This is a genomic window from Jeotgalicoccus sp. WY2 (genome assembly GCF_018437745.1).
Lineage (GTDB): Bacteria > Bacillota > Bacilli > Staphylococcales > Salinicoccaceae > Jeotgalicoccus > Jeotgalicoccus psychrophilus.
Genome location: NZ_CP049818.1, coordinates 1,853,214 through 1,868,061, shown reverse-complemented (window position 1 = coordinate 1,868,061; position 14,848 = coordinate 1,853,214). Strand labels below are relative to the sequence as shown.

Here is a 14,848-nt window from a genome sequence, read left to right as displayed (position 1 = left end):
ATAGTTCTTTCATCAGTGATGACAAGCGTGATCAATCGTTTCTTTCAACATGTTCATTACATGTGCATCATCATGGGAATAATATAGGGTGGTACCCTCTCTTCTATACTTGACCAAGCGTAAATTCTTCAAAAATCTTAGTTGGTGAGAAACAGTAGATTGTCTCAAATGTAAGTTTTCAGCAATATCATTCACAGAATATTCTTTAAGGAAAAGCAAATTCAGTATTCTGATTCGCGTCGGATCACTTAATGCTTTGAAAGTCTGGGATACAACAAATAAAGTTTCTTCATCGAGATCTTTATTATTATCAACAGTTTCGTCTTCCTCAATGTCTTTTATGATTGGTCACCTCTTCCTGGTTATAATGATAACTTTCAATGCCAATATGCTTATATCAACATATACTCATATATTAAAAATGTTTGGCACTATTGTCAAGACCTCCTGAGTATTATAAAATTTGTCCTTCTAATTTATATACAATTGCATCTATCTTTTTCCTATCACTTCAATTGAAAATCAAGGCAATCATTGATAGATTATTTATACTGATTTGCAGAAAGGTTCATCTTATAAGAAAATTTTTAAATGGAAAAGAGATTTATTTATGGGGACATTAGAAAAATTCCAAACTTTTATTATACTATTCGCTGTTGGGTCAGGTCTTTTATTAGGACAATTAGGCGTAATTGAACAATATGCAGAGACTCTGGTTGTTCCGTTCTTATTCTTAATGCTCTATGGATTGTTTTTGACGATTCCACTGCATCAATTAAAAAAGGCATTTTAAATATCAGGTTCCTTGGATCCAGTACTATCATTAATTTTATATGGACACCAGTATTAGCCTGGGGTTTAGGGGCTATTTTCTTATCAGATCATCCGGCTTTATGGATTGGTTTCATTATGCTTATGGTGACACCTTGCACAGATTGGTATCTGGCATTTACAGGCATAGCAAAAGGGAATGTGTCTCTTTCAACATCCGTTCTACCGATTAATTTGATTCTACAAGTCGTATTTTTGCCTGTGTATCTACTACTATTTGTTGGAAGCATTGAAACGATACCCCTCTCGACACTTATAGAGAGTATATTGATTGTATTGATCGTTCCTTTCGTACTTGCTCACCTTACGAGATTCCTATTGAGAAGAAAAGAATCAGTTTTAACCAACAAAGTTATACCCTTTTTTAGCAATGCTCAGATTTTTTTTTGTCATTAGCCATTATGGCAATGTTCGCTTCTCAAGGTTCATACTTACTTGATAACTTGGAAGTCATTTATATTTTAATTATACCTATTTTGATATTTTTTGTTATCAACTATGTATTAGGTCGTCTGATGGGAAGAATCTTGAAGTTTTCCTATGAAGATTCGGTCAGCTTAAGTTTGACGATTATTGCACGAAATTCTCCGGTCGCCTTGGCTATAGCTGTCACAGCATTTCCCAACCAACCACTCATTGCTTTGGCTTTGGTTATCGGACCTTTAATTGAATTGCCTGTACTTGCCATTGTGTCCCAAGTACTGCTTTTCACAAAAAAGAGTGAAAATTGAAAGAGAGTCCGCACTAAGTTTACCATGTTAAGAAGATATGGACTGGATATGAACAGTACGAAACGCATCGCGTACTCACGCAAGAAATATTGGCGCTTGGCCAACACGCCCGACGTTCAACGGACCCTTACAACAAAGAGACTCCGCCAATGGAGTTTAGCGGCGCTAAGCCCCATTGGCGGAGTCTGCTTACGCAAAATATTGAACCGTCGTCTACGGAACCGTACGTACGATGATGTGAGAGGACGGGAATTAGTTATTCCCCCCTACTCGATTTTGTTTACTGTCTCTGACCCGTCTTTTTCATTCGATACAAGACGATTAGACGGTAGCCGTTTCACTCTTTGGTTAACATCCTTTTTCGTTTTTCGTATTCTTCTTCGCTAATTTCTCCTCGCGCAAATTGCTCTTTTAAAATCGACAGGGCTCCATCTTCCTTTTTTGTTGCTCTGGTAGTAACCAGTCGGTAAATTCCATAAATAACCAATCCTAGAATCACAATCCAAAAGAGCATCATAAATACGCCCATTCCACCTGACATCATAGAAATTCTCCTTTTTTTGCTGAGTTTCATTTACTGCATTTTCTAATTTTTTCACTATATAAAAACCCGGAAATATGACAACTTTTCGTGTGGAAATCCCGTCGACTCCAGTCTACTTTTACTGTACATCTAAAGTGGTTCCTGGTTCATCACCTGATTTATAATATCTTGGGGAGATAGAGGTTTTACCGTCCTGTCGAATTCCTCCCAACACTCAGCTCAGTTATTACCGACCGGCGTATATTATCCTATAAAAAAATATAGTCGACAGTCGTTACACCGACTTGTCGATACAACCAATCAATCGTTCTTCAATATCCACGGCAATTTTTTTTATGGAATCGTTCTGCACCATTTCAATCAGTGCACTCGGTTTTGGCATCCCGATTTTTGTTGTACCGTTTTCTTCATACACCACAATTTTACAAGGCAGGAAGTAGCCGACCAGCAAATCTTCTGACAGAACTTGGTTCGCTTCCTGTGGGTTGCAGACTTCAAGTACTGTAAATGGCGTATCAAAATCGGTACCTTTTTCCTGGAGTTTGGCCGTCAAATCGAAATTCCACAGGACACCAAACTTTTCTTCCTTTAGATTCTCTTCAAGTGTATGGACAGCTTCGTCCCTGCTTTTTGATGTTTCTACTGTGTAATTAAACATACTTATTGCTCCTCTCTTTTTGTATGCGTACTCTTGGTATAATTCCCTCTTTAGGAGCCGAATCAAACATTTTTGTTGAAATGAGTCGTTAGAACTTAACGAAAATTGATGGGACTGAGCCTTCTGCTTCAGCCGGTCTTTCATCATTCACTGGCCATAAGGGTTAACAGGGATATATAGGAAATGGAGATGCCTTCAGTATCTCTCATTTTTTCATAAAAATGCTTAAAGTTATATCCCTCATACTGTGCGCGATACAACCGGATGATTGTCCGTCTCAGATGCGGATCAATGGCTGTGGCGGGCTTTCTCCCGGTAGATATAGATCAATCGGTCGATCACAGGTGAGATTCAACTCAATCTCCACCTGTGTTTTTGTTCTCTGTCCATTCACGACGGCTTTGATGACGCGATACTATCCTGTTCCTTCACAGTCAGATACTCCTTCATGCTGTCCCCTCCTAGTGTGTACTCTATACGCAGGCGGGTATATAAGGAACAGATATGACCACACTCCATATACCTAGGGGGGTATTTGACAAATGCAATTTCAACCTCTATAATATGAATATATCAAAAAAGAAGGTGATGTTGTTGGCTACACTGGAAGAACAGACTGTTTATGATAAAGCAGTAATCAATCGTATTAATCGTCTTCAAGGTCAGATCAACGGCGCACTGAAAATGATTGAAGAAGGCAAGGACTGCAAGGATGTTGTCACCCAATTGAGTGCGGCCAAGAGCGCCCTCGACCGGTCGATGAACGTCATTGTCAGTGAAAACCTTGTACAGTGCGTCAGAGAAACGATGAACAACCCGGATGAGGATACAGATGCGCTCGTCAAAGAAGCAATTGAATTGCTGAATAAGAGCAGATGACTTCATCTGTTTTTATTTATCCTAAAAAATACCCCGCAGGGTATTTGACAAATCAAAAAAACATTGTTAGTATACCCCTATAGGTATTAAAAACAGGAGGATGATTTAGCACTATGAAAAACACACAAACAAAGTATCACGTTAATGATGCCGACCAACTGGTCGAAGCCAATGAATATCTACTGGATGTCAGAGAACCTTTCGAATATGAAATGGGACACATTGCTGAGGCGGACAATGTATCCGTAAATGAAATTGAAGAACGCCTTGATGAGCTGCCCAAGGACAGAAGAATCCATGTATATTGCCAGCGGGGCAAACGTGGGGCAAATGCAGTGGAAATACTGGATCGTCATGGTTTTAACGCGGTTAATCTTGAAGAAGGTTACTCCGCCTACACTGGAAAGTTCGACAGTGCAATCACAGCTGCAGAAGAAAATGCTCCCGCCTCAAATGAAAAGATTGGAATCGATCCAAACCGGGTAAAGGTGGAAGCAAGTGGACTGCAATGTCCCGGCCCCCTTCTCAAGGTGAACGAAGTGATGGGAGAGCTTGAACCCGGTCAACAGATGGAAATCACGGTCACAGACTTCGGCTTCTGTACGGATGTCGAAGCATGGGCCCGTAAGACAGGGCATTCCATTCTTAAAAATGAAAAATCAGAAGACAAGGTCATGGTGGTGCTGCAGAAGAACGCCCCTCAGGCCAAAGCTGAGGGTGAAGGCCATCAGATGGTGGAAACGAAAGACGGAGCAACAATGGTCGTATTCAGTGGCGATATGGATAAAGCATTGGCGTCATTCATCATTGCTACCGGTGCAAAAAGCATGGGCAAAGATGTCACGATGTTCTTCACATTCTGGGGACTCAATGTTATCAAAGATCCAAATGCACCGAAAAAGAACAAATCCGGCCTGGATAAGGCATTCAGCATGATGATGCCAAAATCTGCCTCCAAACTGCCAATCTCCAACATGAACATGTTCGGACTGGGATCCAAAATGATTCAATATGTAATGAAGAAGAAAAAGGTCGACGCGCTTACTGAAATGATTGAAAAGGCGGATAAACTCGGAGTCAAAATGATTGCTTGTACAATGAGTATGGATATCATGGCCATTGATGAAGATGAACTTCTCCCTAATGTCAATTTCGGTGGCGTAGGCACTTATCTCGGCGATGCAGAAAACGGCAACCTGAATCTCTTCATATAATTTGAAGAGGCTGTCCCATCCACACTAACCAATCAAAAAATTTTAAGGAGTGTATATCAATGTTCTTTAAACAGTTCTTCGATAAAAAACTTGCACAAACTTCCTATATGGTCGCTTGTCAGAAAACACAGGAAGCCATCATCATCGACCCAAAACGTGTCATTGATGAATATCAGGAAGTAGCAGAGGCTGAAGGTTTCAATATTACTCAGGTGGCGGAAACACACATCCACGCCGACTTCGCGTCCGGTCTGCGTGATGCGTCACAACGCTTCAACGCCACAGCTTATGTGTCCGACGAAGGCGATGAGAACTGGAAATATGAAAATATGCCAGAAGATACCGTCTACCTGAAAGACGGCGACATCATCAATGTCGGCAATGTCGAATTGAAAGTGATCCACACCCCAGGCCATACACCTGAAAGCATCTCTTTCGTGCTGATCGACCGTGGTGGCGGCAGTGATGAACCGATGGGCATCTTCACAGGTGACTTCATCTTCGTTGGCGACATTGGCCGTCCCGACCTGCTCGAAGAAGCAGCCAAAATGGAAGGCACAACCGAAGAGGGCGCGAATGCGATGTTCGCTTCCCTCAAGAAGATGAATGACTATCCGGACTTCATGCAAGTATGGCCAGGCCATGGAGCCGGCAGTGCATGTGGTAAATCCCTCGGTGCTGTGCCATTGTCCACTCTTGGATATGAGCGCAAAAATAACTGGGTGTTCGAATACGAAGATAAAGATGCCTTCATCAAAGAATTGACAAGTGACCAGCCAGAGCCGCCAAGCTACTTTGCACAGATGAAGAAAGTCAATAAGGAAGGCCTGCCTGAATTCAAGGTGAAGGAAGTCGAAATCGGTACACCTGATACGCTTCCAGGTCAGCTGTTCGACCTCAGAAGCAAGGAAGAATTCAAAAAAGGATTCAAAAAAGGCGCCATCAACATCCCGTACAACGACAAATTCCTTCAGTTTGCCGGATGGTATATCGATTATGGCCAGCCGATGACAGTCATTGCAAATCCGGAAGACAGCAGAACGCTCCAGGAAGATCTTGCATCCATCGGTTTTGACAACCTTAAGCTGATCGTACCTGCTGACAAAGCCGACAAATACTTCGATGACTCATATGAAAATGTGTCACCTGAAGACTTGGTTAAGAACTATGAAGACAAGCATATTCTGGACGTCCGTTCCACTTCCGAGTACAAGGAAGGCAATGTCGAGAATGCGCACCATGTCCACTTTGGACATCTCGACGAAAAAGAAGTTCCATTCAGCACAGACGATACAATCTATGTCCACTGTCAATCCGGTGTACGTTCAGCCATCGCAATGAGTGCACTTAAAGCACGTGGCTTCGATAATGTCGTCAATATAGAAAAAGGCTATGCCGGCATTAAAGAAGCGATGAACTAATGGACATTACTTTTATAATCGTTATATTTCTGATCGGATTCATCGGTTCCTTCATCTCGGGGATGGTAGGAATCGGTGGTTCCATCATCAAGTATCCGATGTTGCTTTATATTCCATCCATGCTTGGAATCGCTGCATTCACCTCCCACGAGGTAGCCGGCATCAGTGCCGTACAGGTTTTTTTTGCAACGATTGCTGGTGTATGGGCATATAAAAGCAGTGGTTATTTAAACATGAGATTGATTGCCTATATGGGTGGCGCCATACTCATCGGCAGTCTTTTCGGCGGATATGGATCAGAATTTCTCACCGAGACCCAGATAGATATCGTCTATGCAGTACTTGCGACAATTTGTCATCATGATGTTCCTGCCAAAGAAAGAAATCCCATACAATCCTGGTGATGACCTTGATTTCAATGCGCCGCTGGCAGCAGCGCTTGCGTTTATAACTGGTGCAGCAGCAGGCATCGTCGGTGCAGCAGGGCCTTCATTCTTGTACCAATCATGCTTGTCGTGCTTATAATACCCACCAGGGTAACGATTGCCACAAGTCTGGCGGTCACTTTCATTTCATCCATCGGTGCCACGATTGGGAAAGTTGCCACAGACCAGGTACTCTATGGACCTGCAGCCATCATGATACTTGCGAGTCTCATTGCAGCACCGATCGGCGCAAAAGTGGGACAGAAGATGAATGTTAAAATACTCCAATGGATTCTGGCCCTGCTCATCCTAGGAACTTCTTTGAAGATATGGGGAGAAATCTTTTTTTAAATGTTATATTCAAATAAGCAAGGCAGTTTGCCTGGATTCTTGTAACTCAAAAATGTATTCCAATAGTGTACTGTCCCATGGCACTGCCCAACGACCCAGAATATTGAAACAAGGATCTCCTGTTGGTTATAAAGTTCTATTGTTAACAGTACACCCATATAAAATGGATACCGGTCATTTGTAATCACTCAAAATATTCTTTAATCAGAAGAGCATTTTGAGTGTATCACGAGTGACCTTTTTTTATGGTTAACTCAGTTATATAATCAACGAAATGAGAAAAATAATAATCGTTGGAACTTCTTTTTATTCTCTTTAAGGAGGAGACAGTTTTGAGTAAAGTACAAATCGGAATTAAAGAAAATGCATTAAATTTTATACTTCTGGTTATAACAAGCTTCTTTGTGGGTTCAATGGTTGGCGTGGAAAGAACTATTCTTCCCATCATTGGTAAAGAAGATTTTGGTTTAGCATCAGCAAGTGCAGCATTGTCCTTCATTATAAGTTTTGGATTTTCAAAGGCAATAGTTAATTACTTTGCTGGTGCCATCGCTGATAGATTGGGGAGAAAAAAGTCCTTTTAATTGGTTGGAGTATCGGCTTATTCGTTCCTTTATTAGTGATATTCGCAACTTCATGGTGGATGATTGTAGTTGCAAATATTTTCTTGGGCATCAATCAAGGATTAACATGGTCTATGACAGTAAATATGAAAATAGACATCTCCAAACCTAAACAAAGAGGGCTTGCTGTTGGGTTAAATGAATTTTCAGGATATACAGGATTAGCTGTTATGGCCGCTGTTTCTGGTTTTATTGCATCCAATTTTTCGGACCGTCCTGAACCTTTTTATCTAGGTATTTTCATTGTGGTAATCGGTTTTGTCTTATCATTACTCGTGAAAGATACTGAGGGACATATAAAACTTCAATCAAAATCGCCTAATAATGAGGGCCCGCCTTTATCTGCAAAGAAAATTTTCAAAATTACCACATATGGTGATAAGAATTTATCTAGTATCACTTTTGCAGGATTAAGTACAAACCTTAAAGATGGCATGGTTTGGGGGTTATTTCCTCTATTCTTTTCCATGGCTGGCTTGACTGTTTCAGAAATTGCCGTAATAGTGGCGATTTATCCGGCATCATGGGGAGTGTTTCAACTGTTCACTGGAGCTTTAAGTGATAAATTGGGAAGAAAATGGCTAATTGTTAGTGGAATGTGGCTCCAAGCCCTTTCTCTATGGATGATTTTACTTGTTGATCAATATAGTTTCTGGTTAATAGCAGCGATTCTTTTAGGACTAGGAACTGCAATGGTATACCCAACCTTACAAGCTTCAATCAGTGATGTAGCAAAACCAAAATGGAGAGCTTCATCTATGGGGGTTTATCGATTTTGGAGAGATAGTGGATACGCCTTTGGTGCAATATTTGCTGGTTATTAATGGATATACTCAACGTAGATTGGGCAATGGGATTAGTTGCTCTGTTACCTTTAACCGCTGGACTCATAGCAGCAATTCGATTAGAGGAAACCTCACCAACATTCAAAACGGTAAGGAAAAATCATAAGGACTTTCCAAAAAATGATTTTCGTTTATAGAGTGAGTAAAACTATAGTAATTATTATTAAAATGAAGTAGGATTTTTCAATAAAGTTTAGGGAGATTCTAAATAGATATTAATAGTAAATTGATTTTACTGATTATCACTTTAGTCTTTTTTACATGTAAATGAAGAAACTCCAACACTTTTGTTAAGAAAGGGATATTGGAGCTTTTTCTGTACTTACAGCAACTACCGATCAGTAGCATTACGTAAACTTTTGTAATAAAAAGGCTAAAACAGGAATCAGTAAGGATTTCTGCTTTAGCCTTAAAAATTATGCTTTATTTAGAATTTAATCTTCATGATTTTCTTCAGCAGCCATACCATCGGCCCTAGTTTTATGCACTGTTCCATGAGGATGCTCTGGTGGTGCATAGATAGAATAAACTTTTAGTGGTTTATCACCTTTATTTGTTACATTATGCCATTTACCTGCTGGAACAAAGATTGCATCATCATCCTCAGCGTTTTTTTCAAAATCCAGATTGTCTTCACTGTCGCCCATCTGAACAATCCCCTGACCTTCTTCAATCCGAAGAAACTGATCAATGTCCGGATGAACTTCCAAACCGATGTCTTCACCGACTTCGATACTCATTAGAGTAACTTGCAGGTGACTGCCGGTCCATAAGGCAGTTCGATAATTACTGTTTTGCTTTGTGACCTCCTCAATATTAGTCACAAATGGGTTTGCACCGTAGTCTTTTAATTCCATGAATAATCCTCCTTGTTAATAATTGTTATTATTTGATAATATATATAAACTATACCCATTTAGGGATAGTTTAAACTGAATTTAAGTTTTAACTACTAAAACGGATGGTTCCACTTTTAGTTTTCCTGTTGTGAACCTTTATTTTTCATAAAGAAAGTCGTTGCAAATGTGATGATTGCTAAAACAACAGTACCTATAAAAATGGCGTGAATTCCAATTTCAGTTCCATTATTAGAGAATATGGAATAAATGACACCAAAAATAGTTACCCCAACCGATTGGCTCAATGTATTAACAAAGGAGTTTAATCCCATTGCACTTCCTAACTCTTTTTCAGAAACATTGGATTGAATATATACAATAAGAAGAGGTACGATTAATCCCATACCTAATCCTAATAGAGCCGTACATAAGTAAATTAAAACATCTGGCGTATTTCCATTAGCAAAAGTTAATAATAGGGTTCCAATAATCAACGAGATTGCTCCTAATTTCATAATTTTTCTAAATTGAATTTTTCCTACAAGGAAGCCAACTATAAAAGAGCCGCCAGTCCATAAAATCAGATATGGTGTTAACATTAATCCTGATTGGGAAGCATTGTTTCCCATAACTGCTTGTCCCCAAGTAGGAATATAGGTAATAATCCCAATAGATAAAGCACCTACAAATAATGTAAGGACGTTAGCTAATACAACGCCTCGATCTCTGAATAATACTTATTGGAACGAGTGGTTCTACTGCTTTTCTTTCAATCAAGATAAAGGTAATTAAGGAAATAATCCCTATAGTTGCTAGGCCTATAATAATTGGATTAGTCCAACCCAAATGCACGCCTTCTGATAACACAAAAATTAAGGAAATCGCACTTATTGCAAAAGTGATTGCACCTGCGTAATCCACTTTATGTTTAAGACCATCAAGCTCATCATGATAAAAGACAACGATAAATATACTGGCTATTACCCCAATTGGTAATGTAAGTAGAAAAATATAACGCCATGACATCATATCAACAAGAAATCCTCCAAGTAAGGGACCAACAACACCAGCAATTCCATAAATTGCCGTTTCCCATCCTTGTGCTTTGGCTCTTTCCTTTTCATTTTTAAATATGGTGCCAATAATAGTACGACATATAGGAAATACGGCACCTCCACCAAATCCCTGAATGGCTCGAAATACAATTAGTTGATTCATCGTAGTCGCAATTCCACTACCAAGAGAACCAATTAAAAAGATGCTCATGCCAATAATGAACAGCTTTTTAATTCCATAAATATCAGCTAATTTTCCCATGATAGGTGCGGATATAGCACTAGCCAACATATAAACTGAAAAAATCCAACTAATCATTTCTAAATTAGATAAATCACTTGCAATGCTCGGTGCTGCTGTACTAACAATCGTAGCTTCCATCGCCGCTAATGCTGTGGCGATTAAAACCCCAGTAAATACAAGATTTCTTTTCATTTATATATATTCCTTTCTTTAATGGTTATTAAACATAATTATGTTGCATAACCATATAGCATAACAATCTACGTGAAGAAATGTATTTTCATCATCTCTTCTAATAGCTTTATTCATTATTCTCCTGATTAACCTCTTCTACCGCTGTTTTAAAAACAGTATTCAATTCTTTAATCGAATCAATCATAAGTTCATATTTTTTGGAATCTACTTTTAGAAGCTGTTCAGCAATTTTGCGTTTATATTTCAGATAATATTTATCTAAAAGGTTATAACCTTCATCGGTCATCTTTACTATAATAACTCTTTTGTCCGTTTTATCAGGTGTTTTTTTAACTAAACCCTTCGTTTCAAGTTCATTGACTAATTTAGTGATATTAGGCAAAGTAATTAATATTTATTAGCAATATCTGAAACTCTAGCTTCTCTTCCTAACTGATAAAGAGTGTATAGAACGTATATATGACTTGTTCTAATATTCTCCGGAAAGGTAGGAAAAATATTTGTTGTATCTTTGGCAAGATAGATAGAATCTAGTATTTCATCCAATATTTTATCAGCAGTCATTTTAACAACTCCTTTGGTAGTTTATATAACGCAAAAAGATGTTACGTAAAATAATTATGTTGCATAAGTAATTACAATTTCATTTTTAAAAATATCAGCAATTTTACTTTGGGAGTAACCTACGCTTTCTGCAACATTGCGGACAAAATTTTTGCCTTCTTTGGATAATATACTGTCAATTGAACTCACTATATTTCTCTCCTTTTTTCTACTACACTCTTTTTATCGAGTGTGTGGGTGTATTTTGTTTACGCATCCGTTAATATCAAATCCGAAACGAATTGCAACACTACCGCAGGTACACGAAGTGCTTGGTGTTGCAATTTGTGAAGGATTTGATAGGATGCACAAGTAAACAAATACATCTGCACACGAGTAAGAGTGAAGGAACTGAACGGAAAAAAGAAACGATGCTCTGCAAGCGTTACTGCAGAGTATCGTTTCCTCAATGTTTATGTAAATACAAATTAGATCTATTGTGTACAAAAAATATAAACCACTCATTTACGAGCGGTTTATTGTTTTAGAAAAAATGTTTCCTTTAAAGATTGGCTATTATCGCCTAGTATAATATGGTCTAGAAAGTCTACCCCAACGATTTCTCCTGCTTCTTTTAATCTCTTTGTAACTTCAATATCTTCGTTAGAGGGTGTCGGGTCTCCACTGGGATGTGAATGTGCGACAATGACTGCTGATGCTGAACATTTCAATGCTCTACTATATAAACACTTCGGGTCTACAATACAAGTATTTGTTGAGCCTTTGAAAACCATTTCTGTATGGATAATTCTATTTTTTGTATTAAGGAATATCGCATGAAATTCTTCTTGTTCATTTCCTATGAATTTAGGTTTTAAAAAGTCATAAGCTTCTTTTGGACTTCTAATTTCTTTAATATCTTCTTTAGTATTATATTCGAGAATTGTTTCATGAACAGCAATTAATTTTTCTTTATCTCTTCTTGTGAAATTTTCATTGTTCATGAAAAATAGTATGTTTAACACTTCTTTTAGCTCCATTGTTTCAACATACGCTTGGGCTTTCTTGGATAATAACGAATAAATTTTGTGCATATTTAACAGCTCCTATTTTTTTCTACTACACTCTTTTAATCGAGTGTGTGAATGTATTTTGTTTACGCATCCGTCAATATCAAATTCGAAGCTGATTGCAACACTACCGCAGGTACACGCAGTGCTTGGTGTTGCAATTAGTGAAGAATTTGATAGGATGCACAAGTAAATAAATACATCTACACACGAGTAAGAGTGAAGGAACTGAATGGATAAAAGAAACGGAATATATCAGACCTAAATCTGATATATTCCGTTTCTCCAATGCATTTCATTTATATTAATAAAAAAGCCCTATCAATATAGATAGGGCTAAGTCATCCTCCCGAGATAACTTTGTAAACAAAATAACTCACAAAACGGAGTTAACTTAAATTATATCAGTCTTACATGAATAAGTAATCATCTTTTGTTATTTCATATATATGACTGAAATTGATATATTTGAATTGATTAGTCTTACTCACCACAATCATTTTAGAACTTTCATCTACAATCCCTAACTCGCACTTTAATAATACTTTAAAGCCATTTGACACTATTTAATTTTTATACTTTTAAATAGTGATTCTTCTAAGATTCGTTCATTATTAAGCTTTTTTCGCTTAGTAACTGTGCTTCCACTTTAATATTATCAACCATTAATCTAGTGATATTCTCATGATAAGAAAGCACTGTCTAGCTTATTTTAACAAAAGAAATAATAAAACCGCGTTTACAATCAATCATACTTACCTTTGATTTTCGGTATCACCTTAGGCAGTTCATTCGTTAATTTCATATTATGTTCCAATCGGTTTTGACCCATTGGATTGGTTGCTGATGAAAAGTCTAATGTGCGTGTTAAGTCTACAATGTAAGGAATGTCCTCTGGATTTTGATTAGAATAGGCTTCGACAGATTTTTCGAAAATTTGTGAATTGATTCCCCACTCTTTGGAAAGTTCATAAATCACTGCTCTCTTTTTGCCATTCTTCCAATTTTCGAATGCTTCATCAAATCGTATCTCCGTGGATACACGGCCTGGCTTAAGTTCTGCTTCAACAAATTCTTTTAATAATTGTGCTTTTTCATAATCGCCTAGATTACTTAATTCCTCAATTTGTTGATACACAATCCGTAGGGTTTCAGCATCTACTGTTTGTTTTCCATTAGACGCTGTGGCTTGTTCACCCATTAACTCTAAAATATGGCTCGCATCAATCACTTGCGTCCTGACTAGTCTTGTTTTGCCAGGAAGGGACGTCGGAATCGGTGGTAGATCTGAATCTTCACCCTCTTGAGTACGGAGGTTACGATAGGCGCCTATATAATTTAGCCATGTCTTCTCATCGAATCCAAATGTGTCATTATCCCATTTAAATTGATAATATTGTTCGACTAATTGCATCTGCTCAGCCGCATCTTTAAAGTGTAATAAAAATGTTTCTTTAGTCTCCGTGTCATTCTGTATTTCTTGCCAGGTCGTGGGGTCTGACATAATTGATTTTATTTTTTCCATCTTTATATTGAGCTGTTCGACCGCTGTCTCATATGGCTCGACAATTGCTTTGCTGCTCGTTCCGCCTGTACCATACAGTTTTAATGCAGTATCGACTTTCTCCTCCGTCATTTTCGGATACTGAAAATTAATGATCGAACCAAATTCTTTATCCGGGCCATGGACGCGGTTCGTTCGTGAATACGCTTGTACTAAGCCGTGTAATTCAAGTGACCGGTCAACATACAGTGTGTTTAATAGTTGCGCATCATATCCCGTCAACAGTTGATCGGCGACAATGACTAAATCAATGTTTTTCGGATTTCGCCCACTCCCGCCGCGGGTCGCTCGAGTAATTAAATCTTCGAAGTACGCGTCTGGCCCCTGTTTTTTATCCCCTGCAATAAACTCGATACCTGTAAATGCCGCATAATTTTTGAACATATCTTCAACCACTTTAGGATCCACTGGTTCAGGGTCCTCGTCCCCTCCAAAACTAAATGTCATGGCGACATTGAATGGGGCATCATGCTCTGCAAGTTGTCTTTTAAATTCTTCAAAATATGCGAGGACGCGTTTTTTATAAGCCACCGTCAAAATCGCATTAAACTTTCTCTGTTGTGATTGTGACTCCCAGTTCTCAATAATTTCTTCGACCACGCGCGGAATATGTGTCTCATCATGATACTCTAACAATTTTCTTTTGCTGGCTTGTTTTTCAACTTCTAAGTCATCCCAGCTATATACAAGGCGTTCTATTACTTTATCTGATTTATCGGGGAATGCCTGTTTTTCATCTTCTATAATGGCTTCTTTTAAGTCTTCATAGCTATTAAATTCACCGGTATTAATATAATCCACATGAAACCCCAACAC

General features: G+C 38.4%; 13 protein-coding genes and 4 pseudogenes. 6 read left to right on the top strand and 11 right to left on the bottom strand.

The window, feature by feature from the left end; all coding sequences use genetic code 11:
* Positions 1-12: 12 nt before the first annotated feature.
* The gene (locus G4D76_RS10835; protein ID WP_213811033.1) at positions 13-333 is read right to left on the bottom strand and encodes an ArsR/SmtB family transcription factor; all 321 of its coding nucleotides are present in this window, start codon (positions 331-333) and stop codon (positions 13-15) included.
* Positions 334-610: 277 nt separating this feature from the next.
* Here G4D76_RS10835 and G4D76_RS10830 point away from each other — a divergent pair.
* Positions 611-1,562 (top strand): annotated as a pseudogene (locus G4D76_RS10830) (arsenic resistance protein).
* A gap of 337 nt (positions 1,563-1,899) precedes the next feature.
* Here the strand turns inward: G4D76_RS10830 and G4D76_RS10825 are convergent.
* On the bottom strand, positions 1,900-2,106 hold the full coding sequence (locus G4D76_RS10825) for an SHOCT domain-containing protein (RefSeq protein ID WP_250129946.1): 207 nt from the start codon (positions 2,104-2,106) through the stop codon (positions 1,900-1,902).
* 274 nt (positions 2,107-2,380) lie between these two features.
* Entirely contained in the window at positions 2,381-2,764 is a 384-nt protein-coding gene (locus G4D76_RS10820; RefSeq protein WP_164942251.1) for a DUF302 domain-containing protein, read from the bottom strand.
* A gap of 603 nt (positions 2,765-3,367) precedes the next feature.
* Between G4D76_RS10820 and G4D76_RS10815 the strand changes: the two genes are divergently transcribed.
* From G4D76_RS10815 to G4D76_RS10795, 5 genes and pseudogenes are all read left to right on the top strand, one after another.
* A complete protein-coding gene (locus G4D76_RS10815) occupies positions 3,368-3,643 on the top strand; it encodes a metal-sensitive transcriptional regulator (RefSeq protein WP_234960586.1) in 276 nt (91 codons plus the stop codon).
* 113 nt (positions 3,644-3,756) lie between these two features.
* On the top strand, positions 3,757-4,857 hold the full coding sequence (locus G4D76_RS10810) for a DsrE/DsrF/DrsH-like family protein (protein ID WP_213809868.1): 1,101 nt from the start codon (positions 3,757-3,759) through the stop codon (positions 4,855-4,857).
* A 59-nt stretch (positions 4,858-4,916) separates the two neighbouring features.
* Positions 4,917-6,278: an MBL fold metallo-hydrolase gene (locus G4D76_RS10805; RefSeq protein ID WP_046790828.1), complete on the top strand. Its 1,362-nt coding sequence runs from the start codon at positions 4,917-4,919 to the stop codon at positions 6,276-6,278.
* A pseudogene (locus tag G4D76_RS10800) lies at positions 6,278-7,054 on the top strand (sulfite exporter TauE/SafE family protein). The gene G4D76_RS10805 and the pseudogene G4D76_RS10800 overlap by 1 nt, the downstream one beginning before the upstream one ends.
* 332 nt (positions 7,055-7,386) lie before the next feature.
* Positions 7,387-8,659, top strand: a pseudogene (locus G4D76_RS10795) (MFS transporter).
* A gap of 297 nt (positions 8,660-8,956) precedes the next feature.
* Here G4D76_RS10795 and G4D76_RS10790 read toward each other — a convergent pair.
* From G4D76_RS10790 to G4D76_RS17030, 8 genes and pseudogenes are all read right to left on the bottom strand, one after another.
* Positions 8,957-9,379, bottom strand: a pseudogene (locus G4D76_RS10790) (cupin domain-containing protein); the annotation flags it as partial.
* Between the two features lie 116 nt (positions 9,380-9,495).
* Entirely contained in the window at positions 9,496-10,032 is a 537-nt protein-coding gene (locus tag G4D76_RS16140) for an MFS transporter (protein ID WP_371814685.1), read from the bottom strand.
* 31 nt (positions 10,033-10,063) lie between these two features.
* On the bottom strand, positions 10,064-10,852 hold the full coding sequence (locus G4D76_RS16135) for an MFS transporter (protein ID WP_213809867.1): 789 nt from the start codon (positions 10,850-10,852) through the stop codon (positions 10,064-10,066).
* A gap of 109 nt (positions 10,853-10,961) precedes the next feature.
* Positions 10,962-11,237 (bottom strand): MarR family winged helix-turn-helix transcriptional regulator, encoded by a 276-nt coding sequence (locus G4D76_RS10775; protein ID WP_213809866.1) that lies wholly within the window; start codon positions 11,235-11,237, stop codon positions 10,962-10,964.
* 5 nt (positions 11,238-11,242) lie between these two features.
* Positions 11,243-11,419, bottom strand: coding sequence for a hypothetical protein (locus tag G4D76_RS10770; protein WP_213809865.1), 177 nt, complete (start codon positions 11,417-11,419; stop codon positions 11,243-11,245).
* A gap of 54 nt (positions 11,420-11,473) precedes the next feature.
* Positions 11,474-11,608 carry a hypothetical protein gene (locus G4D76_RS16130; protein ID WP_256440472.1) on the bottom strand — a complete coding sequence of 45 codons (135 nt, stop codon included), beginning with the start codon at positions 11,606-11,608 and terminating at the stop codon, positions 11,474-11,476.
* A gap of 326 nt (positions 11,609-11,934) precedes the next feature.
* A complete protein-coding gene (locus G4D76_RS10765) occupies positions 11,935-12,492 on the bottom strand; it encodes a JAB domain-containing protein (protein WP_213809864.1) in 558 nt (185 codons plus the stop codon).
* A 721-nt stretch (positions 12,493-13,213) separates the two neighbouring features.
* Entirely contained in the window at positions 13,214-14,833 is a 1,620-nt protein-coding gene (locus tag G4D76_RS17030; RefSeq protein ID WP_371814684.1) for a type I restriction endonuclease subunit R, EcoR124 family, read from the bottom strand.
* Positions 14,834-14,848 lie beyond the last annotated feature (15 nt).

What these genes read in the sequence shown, in the direction of transcription:
- G4D76_RS10810 (WP_213809868.1), top strand. Translation starts at nt 3,757, where the DNA reads ATGAAAAACACACAAACAAAGTATCACGTTAATGATGCCGACCAACTG.
- G4D76_RS16135 (WP_213809867.1), bottom strand. Translation starts at nt 10,852, where the DNA reads ATGAAAAGAAATCTTGTATTTACTGGGGTTTTAATCGCCACAGCATTA.
- G4D76_RS10805 (WP_046790828.1), top strand. Translation starts at nt 4,917, where the DNA reads ATGTTCTTTAAACAGTTCTTCGATAAAAAACTTGCACAAACTTCCTAT.
- G4D76_RS10820 (WP_164942251.1), bottom strand. Translation starts at nt 2,764, where the DNA reads ATGTTTAATTACACAGTAGAAACATCAAAAAGCAGGGACGAAGCTGTC.
- G4D76_RS10770 (WP_213809865.1), bottom strand. Translation starts at nt 11,419, where the DNA reads ATGACTGCTGATAAAATATTGGATGAAATACTAGATTCTATCTATCTT.
- G4D76_RS10765 (WP_213809864.1), bottom strand. Translation starts at nt 12,492, where the DNA reads ATGCACAAAATTTATTCGTTATTATCCAAGAAAGCCCAAGCGTATGTT.
- G4D76_RS10825 (WP_250129946.1), bottom strand. Translation starts at nt 2,106, where the DNA reads ATGATGTCAGGTGGAATGGGCGTATTTATGATGCTCTTTTGGATTGTG.